This window comes from Brevundimonas sp. Root1423, from assembly GCF_001426805.1.
Genome location: NZ_LMFL01000031.1, coordinates 1 through 14,809 on the forward strand (window position 1 = coordinate 1; position 14,809 = coordinate 14,809).

Sequence of the window (14,809 nt, forward strand, 5' to 3'; positions counted from 1 at the left end):
AGCACGCAGTAGCGGCCGGCCAGCACGCAGTAGCGGCCGGCCAGCGACAGCCAGGTGGTCAGGGCCGCGCCCTTGCCGCCGCGCTCGTCCTTGACGACCTGSACCAGCATGACCTGACGGCGCTTGATGACGTCCTGGATCTTGTAGCGACGCATCAGGCGGCGTTTCAGCCGCTCTTCCTCGGCCATGCCGCCTTCGGATTCGTCGTCGCTTTCGCGGGCGTGTTCGTCGTGCTCGTCGTCCTCCGAATGCGCTTCGGCCATGATGGCTTCGCGGTCGGCGACGGGGATCTGATAATAGTCGGGGTGGATCTCGCTGAAGGCGAGGAAGCCGTGGCGGTTGCCGCCGTATTCCACGAACGCAGCCTGCAGGCTGGGCTCTACGCGAACGACCTTGGCGAGATAGATGTTGCCGCGAAGCTGGCGCTTCGCGCGGGATTCAAAGTCGAATTCCTCGACCTGGCGGCCCTCGACGATGGCGACGCGGGTTTCTTCCGCGTGCGCTGCATCGATCAACATGGTCTTTGACATGGAAAGTCTCTCTCTGGCGCGCTCGGCCATCCCCGCGAAGGGGGCAGGCGGCTCGCCGAATGGGATGGGGGGCGGACGCAGACGCAATCCCGTCGCCGCGGCGAAGGCCGCGGGCGAGGTCGGTTGTTTCAAACCGGAAGGGAGCGCAGGCGATAAGGCCCATGGGGGTTCGTACGGTCCTGGGGCCGGACGCGCCGTCTGAGGGGCGTCCCGGTCCCGTCTTCAAACCGGTGGGGGCAAACCCGGCCGGCTTTCGGATCAGTGAAAGTCACGCCGCGAGGAGGGCGCGCCCGGCCTGAAGTCAGGGGGCGCGATCGTTCGCGGACAAAACAATCATAGGCAGGACGAACGTGAATTAAAAGGCGCGTCCGCTTTAACGGCTTGGCGACGACGTTGAGCCATGATGGGCCCAACCAAGAAGGTGGGTTTCCGTCGAAATGCACGGACTGTCGCGTATCAACCTGGCGCAATGGCGCGTTCGCGAGTGGGCGATGACGGCTGTGGCCTTCGTCGTTTTCTGCGTCGCCGTGTTCGCGGCCGGGCGGGGGCTGGCCTCGGGCGCCATGGGCGAGGTGCTGCGCGTCCGCTTCGGCGGCGACGCCCAGCACACCCGCGTGGTGGTCGATCTGGACCGGACCTCGCGCGGGCAGGTGGTCGAATCCGGCGAGCAGGGCCAGGTGGTGGTGTCGCTGGCCGGGGTGGCGCCGCAGCGCGGGCTCAACGGAACGGGCTCGGGCCTGGTGCGCGGCTGGCGGGTCGCCGGAGCCGGCGTGGCCTCACGGGTCGAGCTGGACCTGGCCACCAGCGCCGAGATCGAGCGCCGCTTCCTGCTGCCGCCCGGCGACGGCATCGCCCATTACCGCTATGTGATCGACCTGAAGGCCACCGGTCGGGCCCCGACGCGCGCCTCGGCCCGCTCCGCGCCCCGGGCGCCGGTCCGCACGGCGGAACGGCCCCTGATCTTCATCGACGCCGGCCACGGCGGCCGCGACCCCGGCGCCCACGGGGCCAGTTCGGACGAGAGCGACGTCACCCTGGCGGCGGCCCAGGCCCTGAAGCAGGAGCTGGAGCGCACCGGCCGTTACCGCGTGCGGCTGACGCGCGAGAGCGACGCCTATGTCGCCCTCTACCGCCGGGTTTCCATCGCCCGCCAGGCCGACGCCGACCTGTTCATCTCGCTGCACGCCGATGCCGGGGCCGATCCTGTCACCCGCGGGGCCAGCGTCTATACGCTGTCCGAACAGGGCGCGGGCCGGGCAGTGCGCGAGTTCACGCGGGGCGACAACTGGCACCGCAACCTCAACCTGCCGGGGCGCGACCCGTCGGTGGACCGCATCCTGCTGGACATGACCCAGCGCGCCACCCAGAACCGCTCGGCCCGGCTGGCCCGGACCCTGCTGGGCGAGCTGGAAGGCGCCGATCATCCGATGCTGCGCCGCAGCCACCGCGACGCCGGCCTTGCCGTGCTGCTGGCCCCCGACGTGCCGGCGGTGTTGCTGGAGATGGGCTTCATCACCAACCCCGAGGACGAGCGGCTGCTGAATGACGGCCGCGCGCGCCGCCGCCTGATGCGCGCCGTGGCCGCGGGCATAGACCGCTATTTCCGCGAGCCGGCAGGAACGCTGCAGATGGCGTCGAACGGGACGGCGGGGCAGCCCTAGGGCAAGGGAGGGCGCGTCGGTCAGCCCTGGAGGGGGCAGAACCGTTTCGCGCACGGGCCGGTCCGGCTTGCAGCGGGTCAATGTGATCATCGATCCCGTCGATCCGCCTGCGGCCTGGGCGGCGGTCGGCCATGGCTATCGGGTCGAGGCGGCGGTCACGGTGTGGAGCGCGGAGGCGGTGGTCCGGACGCCCGTATCGGCCCTGTTCCGGCATCGGGGGCAGCGGGCGGTGTTCAAGGTCGAGGCCGGCCGCGCCCGCCTGCAGCGGGTCGAGATCGGCCAGACCAACGGGGACTCCGCCGAGGTTCGCGCCGGGCTGAAGCCGGGGGAGCGGGTGGTGCTCCATCCGGGGCAGTCCATCGCCGACGGCGTCGCGGTGCGGGTTCGGTCCGACGGCCCGGGCGGGGGATGACGCCGCGCCTCGCACTCCCGCGCCCGATCCCCTATCTGGGTCCCATGCGCCTGAGAGTCGTCGATCTGGAAACCACCGGGGGAGACCGGACCGCGGAGATCATCGAGGTCGGGATCGTCGATGTCGTGCGCGACGGGGACGGGTGGCGGGCTCTGCCGCCGGTGGCGAAGCTGTTCCGGCCTAAGGGCGAGATCTCGTTCCACGCCATGGCGGTGCATCATCTGACGCCGGGCCATTTCCGCGACGACGATCCGCACTGCGACGAATACCGGCTGCGCGAGATGTTCGGCGCCCCGCCCGCCGATGTGATGGTGGCGCACAGCGCGCGGTTCGAGCGGGGCTTCATCGCCGACACGGCCCACGGCGGCCTGCCGTGGATCTGCACCGTGCGCTCCGCCAAGGCGGTGTGGCCGCAGGCGCCGGGGCATTCCAACCAGGTGCTGCGCTACTGGCGCGGGCTGGACCTCGATCCGGCCCTGGCCAATCCGGCGCACCGGGCGGGACCCGACGCCTGGGTGACGGCCCATCTGCTGATCGACCTGCTGAAGGAGGCGACGGTCGAGCAGATGATCGCCTGGACGGCCGAGCCGCGGCGGATGGACCGCATTCCCTTCGGCAAGCATCGCGGCCGGCCGTGGTCGGAACCGCCCGACGACTATCTGCGCTGGATGGCGGGGCAGGGGGATATGGACGCCGATGTCGTGGCCGCGGCGCGACAGGAGCTGACCCGTCGTACGGATGCTATGGCGGACGCGGACGACGCAAGCTAAACCCGTCGAAGGGGCCCGCCATTCGGAGACTGCGGTGAAGATTGCCGAACGCTGGTTCGTAATGGCGGGTGTCGCGCTGCTGGGCGGGATCGCCCTGGCGGGGCTGATCGTCGCCGTCTATGCGGCCTGGCTGTTCCATGACCTGCCGGACGCGTCCGAGCTGGCCGACTACCGGCCGGCGACGGCGACGCGGGTCTATGCGGGCGACGGCACCCTGATCGGCGAGTTCTCGGACGAGCGGCGCATCTATGTGCCCTATGAGCAGATCCCCTTGCCGGTGGTGCAGGCCTTCCTGGCGGCCGAGGACCGGAATTTCTTCAACCACGGCGGTATCGACGTGGGCGGCCTGGGCCGGGCCATGTTCAAGAACGTGTTCAACGCGGCCACGGGGCGGCGGCTCGAGGGCGGCTCGACCATCACCCAGCAGGTGGCCAAGAACGTCCTGCTGACCAATGAGAGCAGCATCAACCGCAAGGTCAAGGAAGCCATCCTGGCCAACCGGCTGGAGGCGACGCTGACGAAACAGCAGATCCTCGAGCTGTATCTGAACGAGATCTTCCTGGGGTACCGCTCGTTCGGCGTGGCGGCGGCGGCCTACAACTATTTCGGCAAGTCGCTGAGCCAGCTGACGCCGGACGAGGCGGCCTTCCTGGCGGCCCTGCCCAAGGGGCCGAACAACTATCATCCCAAACGCCACCCCGGCGCGGCCAAGGGCCGGCGCGACTGGGTGCTGGGCGAGATGAACCAGAGCGGCTGGATCAGCGACGAGCAGCTGGTGCAGGCTCGCGCCCGGCCGCTGACGACCCAGGACGCGCCGCGCCGGGCCCAGTACGCCGACGCCGACTTCTTCGTCGAGGAAGCGCGCCGTCAGGCCATCGCCCGCTTCGGCAAGGAAGAGGTCAATCGCGGCGGCTACTATATGCGCACGACGCTGGACCCGACGCTGCAGTCGGCGGCGCGCGACGCGCTGATGAAGGGGCTGGAGAACTATGACCGCCGCCACGGCTGGCGCGGGGCGTGGGGCACGACCGATTTCGCCGAGGGCTGGCGCGAGACCGCCGTACGCGGCCAGCGTCCGCCCGAGCGCCGCGCCTGGGAAGCCGCCGCCGTCGAGAACGCGGCGGGCAACAGCGTGCGCATCCGCACCGCCCGCGACGACCGCACCGGCTATCTGATCACCGAGGACGCAGCCTGGGCCAACGCCAACCGACCGCTGAAGCGCGGCGATCTGATCTTCGTCGAGGCGCAAGGAGGGCAGTACGCCCTGAAACAGGTGCCGCGGGTCAACGGCGCCCTGGTCGCCATCGAGCCCCAGTCGGGCCGGGTGCTGGCCATGGTCGGGGGCTATTCCTACGCCCTGTCCAGCTTCAACCGCGCCACCCAGGCGAAACGCCAGCCGGGCTCGGCCTTCAAGCCGTTCGTCTATGCGACGGCGCTGGAGGGCGACTACACGCCCGCCTCGATCATCCTGGACGCCCCGATCAGCTTCGCCGGCGGACGCAACGGGGAACGCTGGACGCCCGAGAACTACAGCCGCGAATATTACGGGCCGCAGACCCTGCGGCGCGGTCTTGAGCTGTCGCGCAACGTCATGACCGTGCGACTGGCCCAGGCCATCGGCATGCGCAATGTCGTCGATCTGTCGAGGAAGATGGGCGTCGCCGACGATCTGCAGCCCAATCTGTCGGTGTCGCTGGGGGCCGGGGAGACGACGCCGTACCGGCTGACGGCCGCCTACGCCGCCTTCGTCAACGGCGGCCGGCGAGTCGATCCCTATCTGATCGAAATGGTCCAGGACCGGGACGGCGAGACCATCTTCAGGGCCGATCCGCGCCGCTGCCGCGACTGCGGCCGGCCGTTCACCGGCCAGGAGTCGCCGCGTCTCGAGCAGCGCGGGACCCAGGTCATCGATCCCATCACCGCCTATCAGATGAGCTCGATGCTGGAGGGCGTGGTCCGGCGAGGCACGGCGGCGAGCGCCAGCAGCCTGGGCCCCTGGGTCGGGGGCAAGACCGGCACGACCAACGAATACCGCTCGGCCTGGTTCGTGGGCTTCTCGTCCGACATCGTGGTCGGGGTGTTCATCGGCTTCGACGACAACCGGCCGCTGGGCTCGGGGGAGACGGGCGCGACGGGGCCGGTCCCGGTGTTCACAGACTTCATGCAGGTGGCCCTGCGCGAGCGGCCGGCGCGGCCGTTCGTGCGGCCCCGCAACGCCGTCTTCCGCACCGTCAACGGCATCGAGGAAGCCTTCCGCCCCGGCACCGAACGGCGCCGCGAGGAGGAGCGGCGCGCGCCGGCGCAGCAGATTCCGACCGGCCCGCAGAACTACGACGAGGTGGTCCGCCGCGAACAGGAAGGTCCGGCCGCCGCGGCGCCGTCCGCCCCGCCGCCGGTCACGACCCCGCCGCCGCCGAAGAAGGAGCCGGCGGAGGATCTGAGCGGACTCTACTAGGCAGCAGGCAACAGGCATCAGCCAACAGGGGTGGGCCTGCCGAGGGAGCGGGGCCGTCCAAGGTTTTCCTGTTGCCTGTTGCCTGTTGCCTTAGTCCCTTCCCCTTTCCGCCCCGGCGCTCTATGTCCGCGCCTCACTTTGTATCGCAGGAGTTCGCGATGAGACCGGATGTCGAGGCCATGAAGGCCGACATCGAGCAGAGCATCGCTCTGCTCAGGAGGCGTCTTTGACTGGGATGTCGCACTTCGAAAGCTCGATGAGCTGAACGCGCGGGTCGAGGACCCGACGCTGTGGAACGACCCCGAGGCCGCCCAGGCCGTGTCGCGCGACCGCTCGCGGCTCGAGACCCAGATCAACACCGTCCGCGAGATGGAGACCGGTCTGGAGGAGGGCATCATGCTCTCCGAAATGGCCGACGAGGAAGGCGACGAGGCGACGCTTGAGGAGGCGCGCGCGTCGCTGAAGGCGATCAAGGACCGGGCCGGGCGCGCCGAACTGGAGGCCCTGCTGTCGGGCGAGGCCGACGGCAACGACGCCTATCTGGAAGTGAACTCCGGCGCCGGCGGCACCGAGTCCTGCGACTGGGCCGGCATGCTGCTGCGGATGTATTCGCGCTGGGCCAAGGCGCATGGCTATGAGGTCGAACTGGAGGCCGAGGAATCGGGCGACCAGGCCGGCATCAAGTCGGCCACCATCCTGATCAGCGGGCCCAATGCCTATGGCTGGCTGAAGTCGGAGTCGGGCGTGCACCGGCTGGTGCGCATCAGCCCGTATGACGCGGCGGCCAAGCGGCATACGTCCTTCGCCTCGATCGGGGTGTCGCCGGTGGTGGACGACGCCATCGAGATCGACATCAATCCGTCTGACGTGCGCACCGACACCTACCGCGCCTCGGGCTCGGGCGGTCAGCACATCAACAAGACCGACTCGGCGGTGCGCCTGACGCACATTCCGACCAACACCGTGGTGGCCTGTCAGGCCGGCCGGTCGCAGCACCAGAACCGCGAACAGGCGTGGAAGATGCTGCGGGCGCGGCTGTACGAACTGGAGCTGCAGCGGCGCGAGGCGGCGGCCCAGGCGGTGGCCGACGCCAAGACCGACATCGGCTGGGGTCACCAGATCCGCTCCTACGTCCTGCAGCCGTACCAGATGGTCAAGGACCTGCGGACCAACGTCGAGACGTCGGACACCCAGGGCGTGCTGGACGGCGACCTGGACATGTTCATGGGCGCGGCGCTGGCGGCCCGGGTTGGCGAGACGCGCGGGTCCACAGTGGAATAGGGAACAGGGCGCGTCGGCGACCAGGCCGCGTGGCCAGGTGGAGATTTGAGCCGGAAGCGGACGCGCCCAGTGGCTGCCAGGAGTGGCAAGCGGACCGGCCTATGGTTCGTAGACGGCGATAACGGCGTCCAGTCGGGTGACGACATCCGGCTCCCGGGAACGGGAGGCCCGCATGGCGCGCGCCTCGGCCACAAGCGGCTCCCCGCACCGAAGCCTGTCCATTTGCGTGTTCAGCCATTGGTCCCGCTCGGAACCATCCCCGCCGAACTCGCCGGAATAGTGCTGACAATGGACGCCCCGATACTCCAGGGCCTCCAGAGGGTCGGAGGGCTCGACCTCAACCTGGCGCCAGCGCTCCCCGGTCGCCGCCCAGGACATCGGCGCGGAGGTCCGGGGAGCGCTCGCCGGCGCAGCCGGCGCCGGGACGGGCGCCGGCGCGGCGCTTTCCGCGGCCGGGGTCTGATCCGCAGGCCCACAGGCCGCGAGGAGCAGGACGGTCAGTCCAATAACGACGGCGCGAGACACGCGCTCAGACCGCTTCGCGGATCGCGATGATGGCCGGGAAATTATCGTCCATCACAGTGCCTTCGTTATCGAGCTGATCGACGGCGCCCATCTGCACCTCCCAGGTCTTGTCGGTGACCCCGGCTGCCAGAGCCTGGTTTTCAAACCAGGGCGTGCAGAGGTCGGCGGAGCACATCACGTCATCCGCCTCGCCACCGTCGATCGGCTGGATCTGGACATAGCAGTTGTCCCCACAGGTCAGGCCGGTGATCCTGATCTTCGTCCAGGCTCCCGCAGGATCCGTGGCGGCCGCACTGGCGGGCGCCGCCGCCGGCTCTGGCGCGGCGGCTTCGGGGGCCGATGTCTGATCCGCAGGCCCGCAAGACGCGAGGATCAAACCGGTCAGTCCAAGAACGACAACTCGAGACATGGTCCCTCCCCGGGGCATGTGAAATGTGAGTGAAGCGGCGCAGAAATTGAGGCCGGTCGAACCTGGGAACGACCGCCAATGTGCACGCTACCCCGGCGTGTCAGGAATCGGAAATGGGGAGCCACGATTGTCCCTCGTGCCCGGGCGGAGAAAAAGGCCCCGGCTCGCTCCGGGGGCCTTTTTGTCTTTTCAGTCCGCGATGATCAGGCCGGGGGCTTCATGTCGATGATCTGCGGCGCCGGTTCGGGCGCGGCCGGGCGGGGCGGGGCGGTCGGGGCGGGCGCCTCGCGGCGGCCCTGCAGGACGCGGCCCTGGAAATAGGCGCCGATGTCGATCGACATCTGTTCGGCGGTGATGTCGCCGTCGACATAGGCGGTGGCGATCAGCTTGACCTGCTTGCCCGAGATGGCGCCGACGACGCGGCCGCGGATCTCGACATAGTCGCCCGAGACATTGCCCTCGACCGCGCCGGTCTCGCCGACGATCAGGCGGCCGACGCGCACGTCGCCCTTGATGGCGCCGTCGATCTGGAGATCGCCGCCGCCCGAGATGTTGCCGTCGAACTGGAGGTCCGACGACAGGGTCGACAGGCCGCGCTGGCTCGCCGGAGCCGGCGAGGCGGGACGCGGCGCCGCGGCCGGTCCGCCGGGCGTCGGCAGGTCGGGCAGGGGCGGAATGGCCGAGCCGCTGTTGGCGCGGGGCTCGGGGGACGGGACGGGGGACTTAGTCTTGTTGAACAAGTTGATCTCCGGCTCTCATGAAGCGGGCGGGGTTCTGCGGGCGGCCGTCCATCCACACTTCGTAGTGCAGGTGAACGCCGGTGGATCGTCCGGTGGTTCCCATCGCGCCGACACGTTGTCCCAGTGCAATTCTCTGGCCAGCGGCGACCGATGTGGCGTTCAGGTGAGCATAGCGCGTCTTGAAACCTCGACCGTGGTCTATCTCGACCGTGTTGCCATAGCCTGATCGCACGCCGACGAAAGACACGATTCCGGGAGCCGGGGCGTAGATCGGCGTGTTCAGCGGGGCGGCGAAATCCTGACCCTGATGCAGGGCGGGACGGCCGTTGAACGGGTCAAAACGGACGCCGAATCCCGAAGTGGTACGGGCCGGCGTCGGGCGGCGGAACGGCATGCCCTCGGCCGCATTGGCCAGGGTCCGCATCTCCGAGAGATCGTCGGCGGCGTGACGGATGCGGACCGCGAAGGCCTCGTCGACGTCCAGCACGGCCGCGAGGGCGCGGGGATCGCGAGCCTCGACCAGCGGGCCGCCGAGGGCCGCGTCGCGCGGCGCATAGGCGGCCGGGTTCAGGCCGGCGAGGCGGAAGGCGAGGCGCAGGCGTTCGGCGCGGGTGCGGGCCTCGTTCTCGGCGCGGGCGATCAGCCGTTCCTGATCCATGCGGACAGCGATCATGCGCTGCACCGGCGACGACCGGCTGGCGTCGAGCGGCAGGGCGGGCCGCAAGGCGGTCTGGGCCCCCTCGACGCCGCGGAACATGCCCATGACCTGGGTCAGGGCGGCGTGCCGGCGCTCGACCATCTGCGCCATTTCGTCGAGCGATCCGGTCGTGGCGCTCATGCGCACCACGGCGCTGTCCAGACGGGCCTGAAGGTCGGCGTTCAACCGTTCCGAGGCGGCGCGGGCGCGGGCGACGGTGCGATCCTGCTGGCTCCTGGCCACCATGTCGAAGACCAGGCTGCCCGAGGCCGTCAGGGTCCAGCCCCCCAGCAGCACCGCGGCCGCGGCGGCCATGACCTGTTTGCCGGGCGTCAGCGCCCAGGCGCGGACGGCGTCGCCGTCGCGCAGATACAGATATCGGGTCGGAAACCACTTTCCGATCAGAGACCGCCTGACGGTCGGCTCACGTTCGGTCATCACGCAACGCCCCCACGTACGAGCGGGGTTTATGCGCCGGACCATGCCCCGGGGACAAGTCTCTTCACGCATTGTTAACCATGATGGCGCGTGTTCGCGCGAACGAAGACCGTATTCGAGCCCAAAACTCGCCTGTCAGGCGAGTGCGCGAATCTCTGTAACCAATGTTACATCTGAGGTTGCAGAGAATAGTCCGTGTTCAGAGCGACTTCACGGCCGCCAGCACTTCGGCCGCGTGCCCCTTGACTGAAACCTTGCGCCAGACCCGGCGGACGACGCCCTGGCCGTCGACCAGGAAGGTGGCGCGTTCGATCCCCATGTATTCGCGGCCGTAGAGCTTCTTCTGCACCCAGACGCCCCAGGCGTTGGTGACCTCCTCCGGCTCGTCGGAGGCGAGGACGACCTTCAGATCGTATTTGGCCTTGAACCGGTCCAGCTTCTTCACCGGGTCGCGCGAGACGCCGATGATCACGGCGCCGGCGGCGGCGAACTCATCGACGAGGGCCGAGAAGTCCTGGCTCTCGGTGGTGCAGCCGGGGGTGTCGGCCTTGGGGTAGAAATAGAGGACGATCGTCTTGCCCTCGAGGCCGGCGAGGGAGACGCGGGCGCCGTTGTCGGCGGCCATGTCGAATGCGGGGGCTTTCTGGCCTTCGGTGATTTCGGGCATGGGCTTTTTACTCCCGTCATCCTCGGGCTTGACCCGAGGATCGGATGTTGAGCCGCCGGTGCGAGGCCATCTTCGCACGAGCGATGGAGGGTCCGGCCCTCGGGTCAAACCCGAGGGTGACGGCCGGCGTTACGTGGGGCGAACCAGAACGATCTTCTTTTTGCCCGCCGCCAGTTTCAGGACTCCGTCGGCGTTGACGTCGCCGGCCTCGATCAGCCGGGCGCCGTCGGCGATGGCCTCGTCGTTGAGACGCAGGCCGCCGCCCTGGGCGAGGCGGCGGGCCTCGCCGTTGGAGGCGGTCAGGCCGGCCCTGGTCGTGACGGCGGCAATCATGGCGCCGATCACCTCTGCCGAGGGCAGTTCGACGGTGGGGAGGTCGGCGGACAGGGTCCCGCGCTCGAAGGCGCCCTCGGCGGCGGCGCGAGCGGTGGCGGCGGCTTCAGGGCCGTGCAGCATGGTGGTCGCGGCGTCGGCGAGCGTCTTCTTGGCGTCGTTGATGCCGGCGCCCTCGAGCGCCTCCAGCCGGGCGATCTCGTCCAGCGGCAGGTCGCTGAACAGGCGCAGGAATTTACCCACGTCGGCGTCGTCGACGTTGCGCCAGAACTGCCAGTAGTCGTACGGCGACAGCTGTTCGGCGTTGAGCCACACGGCGCCTTGCGCCGTCTTGCCCATCTTGCCGCCCGAGGCGGTCGTGAGCAGCGGGGTGGTCAGGCCGAAGGCGGCCTTGTGGTCGACCCGGCGCACCAGGTCGACGCCCGAGACGATGTTGCCCCACTGGTCCGAGCCGCCCATCTGCAGGGTGCAGTTCCAGGCCCGGTTSAGCTCGAGGAAGTCCACCGACTGCATCAGCATGTAGTTGAACTCGAGGAAGGTCATCGGCTGTTCGCGTTCCAGCCGCAGCTTGACCGARTCGAAGGCCAGCATSCGRTTGAYGGTGAAATGCGTGCCGTAKTCGCGCAGGAATTCGACATAGCCGTAGTTCGACAGCCASKSGTCGTTGTCCAGCATGACCGCGTCGGTCGGGCCGTCGCCGAAGGTGAGGAATTTCTCGAACACGGTGCGGATCGAGGCGATGTTSGACTGGATGGTCTCGTCGGTCAGCTGGGGCCGCGAGGCGTCCTTGCCGGTGGGGTCGCCGACCTTGGTSGTGCCGCCGCCCATCAGGACGATGGGCTTGCCGCCGGCCTGCTGSAGGCGGCGCAGCATCATGATCTGTATCAGGCTGCCGACGTGCAGCGACGGGGCCGTCGCGTCGAAGCCGATGTAGCCGGTGACGATCCCGCTCGCCGCCGCGGCGTCGAGCTCGGCCGGGTGGGTGACCTGATGGATGTAGCCGCGCGCCTGGAGGGATTTCAGGAAGTCGGACTGGAAGGCGGTCTCGGCGGTCATGAGTCGGGGATCAGGCTTGGCTTGGGAGGGAAGGGGCGTGTAGCACGCTCATATGGAAGCGCGAACCGCCGGGACGTCCGGCCAACGACGGTCTTTGCTGCGCCACGCGCAGTCCGCGGGCGAGGCGGCGTCGCGGGTCGAGGTCACGGCCTGGCGTCCGCAGCACGGGCGGCTGGCCCTGCTCTATGTGATCCATGCCCCGTCGGACGAGCTGAAGCTGCCGCCGATGGCGGAGTCGGTGCGGGTCGATCACCTGTGGCGGCATACCTGCCTGGAGGCCTTCATCCGCACGCCGGCGGGCGAGGCCTATTGCGAGATCAACCTGTCGCCCTCGACCCGCTGGGCGGCCTATCGGTTCGGCCGCTATCGCGACGGCATGGGTAATCTGGACCTGCCGCCGCCGCATATCGAGAGCCGTTCGTACCCGGAGCGCCATGAGCTTGAGGCGCTGATCGACCTCGGCGGCGCGCCAGACCTGACCCGGTCGGACTGGCGACTCGGGCTTTCGGCTGTCATCGAGGACGCCGACGGCGCCAAGGCGTGGTGGGCGCTGGCCCATCCGGCCGGGCCGCCCGACTTCCATCACGCCGCCGCCTTCACCCTCGACCTGCCCGCCGTGGAGCCCGCATGAAATTCGGCATCGACCGCCTGCTGTCCGAGCCCGCGCTGAGGGCCGCGCTGAAGGGGCGCAGGGTCGCGCTGCTGGGGCATCCGGCCTCGGTCACGGCGGACCTGACGCATTCGCTGGACGCGCTGATGGCCTGTCCCGACCTGACCGTGACGGCCGCGTTCGGGCCGCAGCATGGCATGCGCGGCGACCTGCAGGACAATATGATGGAGTCCCCCGACTTCACCGATCCGCGCCACGGCATCCCGGTGTTCAGCCTGTACGGCGAGGCGCGGCGGCCGAGCGGCCAGGCGATGGGGACGTTCGACGTCCTGCTGGTCGACATGCAGGACCTGGGCTGCCGCATCTACACCTTCGTGACGACCCTGCTGTACGTGCTCGAGGAGTCGGCGAAGCACGGCAAGGCGGTGTGGGTGCTGGACCGGCCCAACCCGGCCGGGCGGCCGGTCGAGGGCACGACCCTGCTGCCGGGCTGGGAGAGTTTCGTCGGGGCCGGGCCGATGCCGATGCGGCACGGCATGACCCTGGGCGAGATGGGGCGGTGGTTCATCGACCACTTCAAACTGGATGTGGAATACCGCGTCATTGAAATGCGCGGCTGGGCGCCCGAACAGGGTCCGGGCTTCGGCTGGCCGATCGGCGAGCGGAGCTGGATCAATCCGAGCCCCAACGCCGCCAACCTGTCGATGGCGCGGGCCTATGCCGGGACGGTGATGCTGGAGGGCACGACCCTGTCCGAGGGCCGGGGCACGACGCGGCCGCTGGAGCTGTTCGGGGCGCCGGACATCGACGCCCGGGCGGTGATCGCCGAGATGCAGGCGTTCGCGCCGAAGTGGCTGGAAGGCTGCCGGCTGCGCGACTGCTGGTTCGAGCCGACCTTCCACAAACACGTCGGGACCCTGTGCAACGGGGTGCAGATTCACGTCGACGACCCGGCCTATGACCATGCGGCGTTCCGGCCGTGGCGGCTGCAGGCGCTGGGGTTCAAGGCGATCCGGCGGCGGTATCCGGACTACGCCCTGTGGCGCGACTTCCCGTACGAATACGTCTTCGACAGGCTGGCCATCGACGTCATCAACGGCGGGCCGGGCTTGAGGGAATGGGTCGATGATGCGGCCTCGACGTCCGCCGATCTGGAGGCGCTGGCCGGCCCGGACGAGGCGGCGTGGGTGGAGCTGCGGCGGCCGTACCTGCTGTACTGATCAGGTCCGCCACTCCTGGCCGTCATCCTCGGGCTTGACCCGAGGATCGGACGTCATCGGGACGGGACGCCGGGGGGGCCGCGAGCGGCGAACCATCGGCCCGCGCTGAGCACCGGACAATCCGGCCCTCGGGTCAAGCCCGAGGGTGACGAACGGTATGGGGCGATCAGGCCGGCTTTTCGGCCAGCCGCTTGTCCAGATAGGCGCCGACGCGGCGTTCGACGGCGTCGATGTGGTCCTGCCAGAAGTGGGTCGCGCCCTCTTCCAGTTCRTAGTCGATGATGATGCCCTTCTGGGTGCGCAGCTTGTTGACGACGCGYTCGACCTCGACCGGCGGGACGACGGTGTCGTTGGTGCCGTGCAGGAACAGGCCCGAGGCCGGGCAGGGGGCCAGGAAGCTGAAGTCGTACATGTTCGAGGGCGGCGAGACCGAGATGAAGCCGTCCGTCTCGGGGCGGCGCATCAGGAGCTGCATGCCGATATAGGCGCCGAACTGATAGCCGGCGACCCACGTCTGGGAGGCGCCGGGATTGTTGGACTGCAGCCAGTCGAGGGCGGTGGCCGCGTCGGCCAGTTCGCCGATGCCGCTGTCGAACTCGCCCTGCGACTTGCCCACGCCGCGGCTGTTGTAGCGCAGCGTCGCGAAGCCGCGCTTCTGGAACAGCTGCTGATAGCCGGCGACCCAGGTCTGGGAGGCGCCGGGATTGTTGGCCTGCAGCCAGTCGAGGGCGGTGGCCGCGTCAGCCAGTTCGCCGATGCCGCTGTCGAACTCGCCCTGCGACTTGCCCACGCCGCGGCTGTTGTAGCGCAGCGTCGCGAAGCCGCGCTTCTGGAACAGCTGGTACAGCGTCACGGTGACCGGGTTGTTCATATGCCCGTTCGCCTTGGGGTGCGGATGCAGAATCAGGGCGATCGGCGCGTTCGGGCGCTTGCCCGGGGAGTAGCGGCCTTCGATGCGGCCGGAGGCGCCGGGCAGGATGACTTCAGGCATGTGCGGCGAAATCC

12 protein-coding genes and 3 pseudogenes are annotated in these 14,809 nt (G+C 69.2%); 7 read left to right on the forward strand and 8 right to left on the reverse strand.

Going from position 1 to position 14,809, the window contains the following annotated elements; all coding sequences use genetic code 11:
- Nucleotides 1-530: pseudogene (locus tag ASD25_RS17950) on the reverse strand (S1 RNA-binding domain-containing protein); the annotation flags it as partial.
- A 437-nt stretch (nucleotides 531-967) separates the two neighbouring features.
- On the opposite strand from ASD25_RS17950, the gene ASD25_RS17955 reads away from it, so the two are divergent.
- From ASD25_RS17955 to prfB, 5 genes are all read left to right on the forward strand, one after another.
- The gene (locus ASD25_RS17955) at nucleotides 968-2,191 is read left to right on the forward strand and encodes an N-acetylmuramoyl-L-alanine amidase (RefSeq protein WP_082560049.1); all 1,224 of its coding nucleotides are present in this window, start codon (nucleotides 968-970) and stop codon (nucleotides 2,189-2,191) included.
- An 82-nt stretch (nucleotides 2,192-2,273) separates the two neighbouring features.
- Nucleotides 2,274-2,603: a hypothetical protein gene (locus ASD25_RS17960; protein ID WP_156376933.1), complete on the forward strand. Its 330-nt coding sequence runs from the start codon at nucleotides 2,274-2,276 to the stop codon at nucleotides 2,601-2,603.
- Nucleotides 2,604-2,647: 44 nt separating this feature from the next.
- A complete protein-coding gene (locus ASD25_RS17965) occupies nucleotides 2,648-3,373 on the forward strand; it encodes an exonuclease domain-containing protein (protein ID WP_055829179.1) in 726 nt (241 codons plus the stop codon).
- A 61-nt stretch (nucleotides 3,374-3,434) separates the two neighbouring features.
- The gene (locus ASD25_RS17970) at nucleotides 3,435-5,828 is read left to right on the forward strand and encodes a penicillin-binding protein 1A (RefSeq protein WP_055829749.1); all 2,394 of its coding nucleotides are present in this window, start codon (nucleotides 3,435-3,437) and stop codon (nucleotides 5,826-5,828) included.
- A 158-nt stretch (nucleotides 5,829-5,986) separates the two neighbouring features.
- A protein-coding gene (gene prfB, locus ASD25_RS17975) for a peptide chain release factor 2 (protein WP_156376934.1) occupies nucleotides 5,987-7,109 on the forward strand; the annotation gives its coding sequence in 2 pieces (ribosomal slippage) (nucleotides 5,987-6,055 and nucleotides 6,057-7,109; 1,122 coding nt in all).
- Nucleotides 7,110-7,638: 529 nt separating this feature from the next.
- On the opposite strand, the gene ASD25_RS17985 is transcribed toward prfB, so the two are convergent.
- From ASD25_RS17985 to tyrS, 5 genes are all read right to left on the reverse strand, one after another.
- Nucleotides 7,639-8,043 (reverse strand): hypothetical protein, encoded by a 405-nt coding sequence (locus ASD25_RS17985; protein WP_156376935.1) that lies wholly within the window; start codon nucleotides 8,041-8,043, stop codon nucleotides 7,639-7,641.
- Nucleotides 8,044-8,246: 203 nt separating this feature from the next.
- A complete protein-coding gene (locus ASD25_RS17990; protein WP_055829189.1) occupies nucleotides 8,247-8,783 on the reverse strand; it encodes a polymer-forming cytoskeletal protein in 537 nt (178 codons plus the stop codon).
- Complete coding sequence (locus tag ASD25_RS17995; protein WP_055829192.1) at nucleotides 8,767-9,918, reverse strand: peptidoglycan DD-metalloendopeptidase family protein; 1,152 nt, start codon at nucleotides 9,916-9,918, stop codon at nucleotides 8,767-8,769. Before ASD25_RS17995 ends, ASD25_RS17990 begins: the two co-directional genes overlap by 17 nt.
- 199 nt (nucleotides 9,919-10,117) lie before the next feature.
- The gene (locus ASD25_RS18000) at nucleotides 10,118-10,585 is read right to left on the reverse strand and encodes a peroxiredoxin (protein WP_055829195.1); all 468 of its coding nucleotides are present in this window, start codon (nucleotides 10,583-10,585) and stop codon (nucleotides 10,118-10,120) included.
- 129 nt (nucleotides 10,586-10,714) lie between these two features.
- The gene (tyrS, locus tag ASD25_RS18005) at nucleotides 10,715-11,974 is read right to left on the reverse strand and encodes a tyrosine--tRNA ligase (protein ID WP_056619314.1); all 1,260 of its coding nucleotides are present in this window, start codon (nucleotides 11,972-11,974) and stop codon (nucleotides 10,715-10,717) included.
- A 94-nt stretch (nucleotides 11,975-12,068) separates the two neighbouring features.
- On the opposite strand from tyrS, the gene ASD25_RS18010 reads away from it, so the two are divergent.
- A complete protein-coding gene (locus ASD25_RS18010) occupies nucleotides 12,069-12,605 on the forward strand; it encodes a DOMON-like domain-containing protein (RefSeq protein ID WP_055829201.1) in 537 nt (178 codons plus the stop codon).
- The gene (locus ASD25_RS18015; protein ID WP_055829204.1) at nucleotides 12,602-13,804 is read left to right on the forward strand and encodes an exo-beta-N-acetylmuramidase NamZ domain-containing protein; all 1,203 of its coding nucleotides are present in this window, start codon (nucleotides 12,602-12,604) and stop codon (nucleotides 13,802-13,804) included. Before ASD25_RS18010 ends, ASD25_RS18015 begins: the two co-directional genes overlap by 4 nt.
- 166 nt (nucleotides 13,805-13,970) lie before the next feature.
- On the opposite strand, the pseudogene ASD25_RS33280 reads toward ASD25_RS18015, so the two are convergent.
- Together ASD25_RS33280 and ASD25_RS33285 are read right to left on the reverse strand one after the other, a co-directional pair.
- Nucleotides 13,971-14,471: pseudogene (locus ASD25_RS33280) on the reverse strand (alpha/beta hydrolase); the annotation flags it as partial.
- Between the two features lie 45 nt (nucleotides 14,472-14,516).
- Nucleotides 14,517-14,795 (reverse strand): annotated as a pseudogene (locus ASD25_RS33285) (alpha/beta hydrolase); the annotation flags it as partial.
- Between the last annotated feature and the right edge of the window lie 14 nt (nucleotides 14,796-14,809).